Annotated in this window: 5 protein-coding genes; all 5 read right to left on the minus strand. The window is 48.7% G+C overall.

The window, feature by feature from the left end; all coding sequences use genetic code 11:
- Positions 1-535: 535 nt before the first annotated feature.
- Genes L2713_RS20355 through L2713_RS20375 form a run of 5 tightly spaced genes read right to left on the minus strand, consistent with a single transcriptional unit; the run spans position 536 to position 4,580 of the window.
- A complete protein-coding gene (locus tag L2713_RS20355; RefSeq protein WP_011626281.1) occupies positions 536-1,123 on the minus strand; it encodes a cytochrome c3 family protein in 588 nt (195 codons plus the stop codon).
- 8 nt (positions 1,124-1,131) lie between these two features.
- On the minus strand, positions 1,132-1,617 hold the full coding sequence (locus tag L2713_RS20360) for a nitrate reductase cytochrome c-type subunit (protein WP_248969097.1): 486 nt from the start codon (positions 1,615-1,617) through the stop codon (positions 1,132-1,134).
- 10 nt (positions 1,618-1,627) lie between these two features.
- Positions 1,628-4,117 (minus strand): nitrate reductase catalytic subunit NapA, encoded by a 2,490-nt coding sequence (gene napA, locus L2713_RS20365; RefSeq protein ID WP_011716900.1) that lies wholly within the window; start codon positions 4,115-4,117, stop codon positions 1,628-1,630.
- Between the two features lie 2 nt (positions 4,118-4,119).
- Positions 4,120-4,377: a chaperone NapD gene (locus L2713_RS20370; RefSeq protein ID WP_089067898.1), complete on the minus strand. Its 258-nt coding sequence runs from the start codon at positions 4,375-4,377 to the stop codon at positions 4,120-4,122.
- 44 nt (positions 4,378-4,421) lie between these two features.
- Positions 4,422-4,580 carry a periplasmic nitrate reductase, NapE protein gene (locus L2713_RS20375; protein ID WP_011716898.1) on the minus strand — a complete coding sequence of 53 codons (159 nt, stop codon included), beginning with the start codon at positions 4,578-4,580 and terminating at the stop codon, positions 4,422-4,424.
- Positions 4,581-5,300 lie beyond the last annotated feature (720 nt).

The raw sequence follows: 5,300 nt of genomic DNA on the forward strand, positions 1-5,300 counted from the left end.
TATCCATCAGGGCCAGAGGAATCCCTCAATAACAGGCCGAATATATGGGTGCAATGAACTCTTCTCAAAATTGATATCGAATGTCTTGCAAACCGGATGGGTCCATATATGCCGAGCTAGCTTTCGCAGGTGCAGGGACGCATCCTTCGGAAGCGGTAGCAAATTTGTCAATGAGCCCAAGGGGCTTTCAACTCCGTTGGGGGCGTCTTGGTGCATCCAAGGAGGATAGGACGAGCAGTCCTCCTTGGTCGGGTGTGGGGTGAAGCCCCGCGACTTTGATTTTGATTAAGCATTGAAGCTACAAAAAAGAAGGGATGCATAACTTCTAAGTCGAACCATCAACTTTTCTATAGGCAGAGCTTTACTTGTCCAATTTCCCTTTAAACTGCGAAACACAATTTGGGGCTGAAGCGAGTCAGAAAGGCGATAGCGAACTAAACCCCGCCTATGCCACATACGGATTTATCTTCGTCATAAAAAAGGCCAAGTGTGGAGAGCACTTGGCCTTTGGCTGGAGATGGAATGTGAGTCGAGTTTAGAAGCCTTCAACCCCTGCCATATCGGGAAGATGGTGAGCAATCCCTTTATGGCAATCGATACAGGTTTTCTCACCACTGGCCAAGGATGTCGAGTGCATCTGGGCGGCGCGTGGCGACTGTCTGGTAAAGTCCATATAGGTAAAGTTATGGCAGTTGCGGCACTCAAGCGAGTCGTTTGCCTTTAACCGTTCCCATTCATGTTCGGCCAGCTCGCGACGTTTGTTCTCAAACTTTTCGCGGGTATTGATGGTACCAAACACTTTACCCCACACTTCTTTCGATGCCTGCATCTTACGGGCAATCTTATCGGTCCAGTTGTGCGGCACATGGCAGTCAGGACAAGTCGCACGCACACCACTGCGGTTTGTGAAATGAATAGTCGACTGTAACTCTTGATAGACGTTATTTTCCATTTCGTGGCAACCGATACAGAAGGCTTCTTTGTTGGTGGCTTCAAGCGCGGTGTTAAAGCCCCCCCAGAAGATCACCCCCGCCACAAAGCCACCTAAGGTTAAAAACCCTAAACTGTAGTGCACACTCGGACGATTGAGAACTTGCCAGATCTTTTTGAGTTTATCTAACATGCTGACTCCTAGTGTGTTTTCTGCTCAGTGTTGGCTTTAATCAGATGATCCATATCCACAAAGTCGTTCTCGACCAGTAATTTGGCATCCAGTTGCGGCACATGGCACTGAGTGCAGAAGTAACGTCTTGGCGAAAGCTCGGCTAAGAAGTTGTTATCCCTATCCATATAGTGCGTCACGCTGACCATAGGCGCTTGGGAATCCCCCGTGCGGTGTCTGGCATGGCATGACATACACTTGTTGACCTTAAGATCGAGCTGATAACCTTCGATCTTGTGCGGGATCACCGGTGGCTGCATCGGGTAGTTACGCATCTCTTTGATATCTTTGTTCAGCACCGCCTGCATGGCGGGCGGAGTAGGCTCAACGTTGATTGGCGCTTGGCGCAAAGTATCAATTCTGTCCTCAGGAATGCTCGCCGCCGTCACGCTGGTCATCATCAGGGTGGAGAAGGCAAGCGCACTGAATGCTGAGACTAATTTGAATGTTTTCATCCTGTACTCCTTATACCTTGACGATTTTCACGGCGCATTTCTTAAAGTCGGTTTGTTTTGACAGTGGATCTGTCGCATCCAAGGTGACTTTGTTAATGAGCTGACTGGCATCGAACCAAGGTACAAACACGAGTCCCACAGGTGGTTTGTTACGACCACGGGTTTCGACACGGGTTTTAATTTCACCGCGGCGAGACACCACGCGCACTTCATCCCCACGGCGTAAGCCGCGTTTTTTCGCATCTTCTGGGTGCATAAAACACACAGCATCGGGGAAGGCACGATAAAGCTCTGGCACGCGTTGAGTCATCGAACCTGAATGCCAATGCTCGAGCACCCGTCCAGTGGATAACCACATATCGTATTCAGTGTCTGGCGACTCTGCAGGCGGCTCGAAGGGCAAGGCATAAATCACTGCGCGGCCATCGGGTTTACCGTAAAACTCAAAGCCTGAGCCTGGTTTAACGTAAGGATCGCTACCTTCACGGAAACGCCATTTGGTTTCTTTACCATCGACCACCGGCCAGCGAATACCGTGGGCTTCGTGGTAGGCATCGAAAGGTGCTAAATCGTGACCATGGCCACGGCCAAAGGTGGCGTATTCTTCAAACAGGCCTTTTTGGACATAGAAGCCAAAATGTTTAGCCTCGTTGTTCAAATACTTAGGATCGGTATCGGCCAGCGGGAACTTATCGACGTTGCCGTTTTTGTACAGCACTTCAAATAAGGTTTTGCCCTTAAATTGTGGATTAGCCGCTAAGACTTCCTTAGACCAGACCTCGTCGGTCGTAAAGCGCTTAGAGAACTCCATCAACTGCCACAGATCCGAGTGGGATTCGCCCGGCGCTTGCACCATTTGATGCCAAAATTGAGTACGACGCTCGGCATTACCATAGGCGCCCTCTTTCTCAACCCACATGGCGGTTGGCAGAATTAAGTCCGCAGCTTGGGTCGTGACAGTGGGATACGCATCGGATACCACAATAAAGTTGGCAGGATTGCGATAGCCAGGTAAACCTTCCTCATTGATGTTTGGCCCCGCCTGCATATTGTTGTTCACTTGCACCCAATAGCAGTTCAAGTCGCCATCTTTTAAGCGGCGGTTTTGCTCGACGGCGTGATAACCGGGTTTTGGCGGAATAATGCCACTGGGGATCTTCCAAATTTCTTCGGCGTGTTTTCTATGCTCAGGGTTTGTTACCACCATGTCGGCGGGTAAACGGTGGGAGAAGGTGCCCACTTCACGAGCCGTACCACAGGCAGAAGGCTGACCGGTTAACGAGAACGGGCTGTTACCGGGCGTTGAAATCTTACCTGTCAGTAAGTGGATGTTATAAATCAGGTTGTTACACCACACACCGCGGGTATGTTGGTTAAAGCCCATGGTCCAGAAGGACGTGACTTTAGTCTCGGGATCAGCATAGAGTTTGGCCAACTCAATCAATTTAGCCTCAGGCACACCCGACATCTTGCTGACCTTCTCCACCGTATATTCGGCGACAAAGGCCTTAAAGGTATCGAAATCAATCGGAGTCGAATCCCCTGCCGTTTTCACGTTTTTGGCTTTCTGCTCCAGCGGATGGGTTGGACGTAAACCATAGCCGATATCCGTGGTACCTTGGCGGAAGTTCACGTGCTTCTTCACAAAGTCCCAGTTCACTTTATCGTTTTGAATGATGTAGTTCGCGATAAAGTTTAGGATGGCCAAGTCGGTTTGTGGCGTAAATACTATCGGTAAATCCGCGAGATCGAAGGAGCGATGCTCAAACGTCGAGAGAACTGCCACCTTCACATGGGATGCGCTTAAACGGCGATCGGTCACTCGAGTCCATAAAATCGGGTGCATTTCGGCCATGTTGGAGCCCCAAAGCACAAAGGCATCGGCCGCTTCCATATCATCGTAACAGCCCATAGGCTCATCGATACCGAAGGTGCGCATAAAGCCGACAACGGCAGACGCCATACAGTGGCGCGCATTCGGGTCGATGTTGTTAGAGCCAAAGCCGGCCTTCATCAATTTAACCGCGGCATAGCCTTCCCAAACGGTCCACTGACCCGAGCCAAACATCCCAACTGCAGTCGGGCCTTTGGCTTTTAAGGTTTCTTTCCATTTTTGCGCCATGATATCGAAGGCACTGTCCCAGCTGATGGGGGTAAACTCACCGTGCTTGTCATACTTGCCGTCGGTCATTCTCAGCATTGGCGTAGTCAAACGATCGCTGCCGTACATAATTTTCGACAGGAAGTAACCTTTAATACAGTTAAGGCCGCGGTTCACTTCACTGTTTGCATCGCCGTGGGTAGCAACTACTTTGCCCTCGCGGGTCGCGACAATCACAGAGCAGCCCGTACCACAGAAGCGGCATGGGGCTTTGTTCCACTCTAATTTGGTTTGTTCTGAGCTGGTGATTAAATTGCTCGCCGATGCCGGCAGCGCTAAGCCTGCGGCGCCCGCTGCTGCAATCACCGCATTGGCTTTGATAAAGTCACGTCTATTCATGTTCATTCTTCACCCTCTTCGAGCTCTTCACTCTGGTGGTAAACCATAGTGGCGGACAAGACGCCAGGAATGGCATTAATCTGTTCGATACCGTCCATCAAGGCACGTTGGGAGTCACCTTCAAGTACGACGACGAGTTTCACTTCGTTATTAACAGAGAGTTCGGCATTTTCAATCGCCATAATGTGTTGCCTAACATCCGCCATTTTGTGAGGCATGACTTGCACCACTAGACTCGTGATATGAAGCTCTTTGCTCATCCGACACTCCGCTTATTCATGCTGTTGTTATTGTTCTTTAGGCCTCAACCTGCACCCGGTGGGCCGGTGAAGATTTGGCTAAACCATATGGCAAATCCCAATCCACTCACCAACAACACGGATAAGAGGGGGGCGAGAAATACGGTTAAAAAGATAAAAATTTTCAGTTCTAAGGATTTTTCTGCTGCGCTGTTAGCACTCATGCGTCCTCCAAGAGGTTCGTTCCTGTGATGGATTGCTCTGACCAATGCAGGATTTATAGGTATCTCAATTGCATCTTTGATCCACGAAATGATCATAGCGTTAAGGTGTTAACAAACTGTATACCTCCAAATCGGTAAACCCTTTGATGCTTGATCCAGATCATCAATTTGGCGATAGATTTAGTTAGATCATGGTTTTTAAGCGTTTTTTTAGATTGTAAATAGATTGATTGGTTATGTTTTTTTATTAACCAATTGCTAAAGCATGGAAAAAAGATAGGTGTTCAGCAAGTAAAGCGCACAAGATTTAAACAAAATATTCCTTAAGGAGTATTAGGGGATGGTAAAGGAAGGCGCGAATGACCGATTATCAACGGTGAAATCGGCTTAACATCTTCGTCAACTTGTTAACTCACTCAAGAGACAGCCAAATCCCTTACCGTATTGGCTAACTAACAACGCAAATTTGAGGTTCTTAATATCACCATTAAGACCCATTTATTCGCCATCTACTTCGTCCTTTGGAGTTAGTGGCTTGCAATATCCCATAGCGAAAATCTATGCAGTAAGGGGCAAGTCTGTCGCGGCTAATGGTAGTTGGGTGAAAATGTGTCTCGTCCTAAGATAGGTTGACAGTTTTTAGGCCAGCTCCAGTAGCTGGCCTTTTCTATTGTGCACCTGATTAGGGGTTGCCATATTCAAACTCAGATGCGGTCTCAT

It is taken from the genome of Shewanella seohaensis, assembly GCF_023283775.1.
Taxonomy (GTDB): domain Bacteria; phylum Pseudomonadota; class Gammaproteobacteria; order Enterobacterales; family Shewanellaceae; genus Shewanella; species Shewanella seohaensis.

Excerpts from the sequence above, each read along its gene's own strand:
- napA (WP_011716900.1), bottom strand. The coding sequence starts at position 4,117 with ATGAATAGACGTGACTTTATCAAAGCCAATGCGGTGATTGCAGCAGCG.
- L2713_RS20370 (WP_089067898.1), bottom strand. The coding sequence starts at position 4,377 with ATGAGCAAAGAGCTTCATATCACGAGTCTAGTGGTGCAAGTCATGCCT.
- L2713_RS20360 (WP_248969097.1), bottom strand. The coding sequence starts at position 1,617 with ATGAAAACATTCAAATTAGTCTCAGCATTCAGTGCGCTTGCCTTCTCC.
- L2713_RS20355 (WP_011626281.1), bottom strand. The coding sequence starts at position 1,123 with ATGTTAGATAAACTCAAAAAGATCTGGCAAGTTCTCAATCGTCCGAGT.
- L2713_RS20375 (WP_011716898.1), bottom strand. The coding sequence starts at position 4,580 with ATGAGTGCTAACAGCGCAGCAGAAAAATCCTTAGAACTGAAAATTTTT.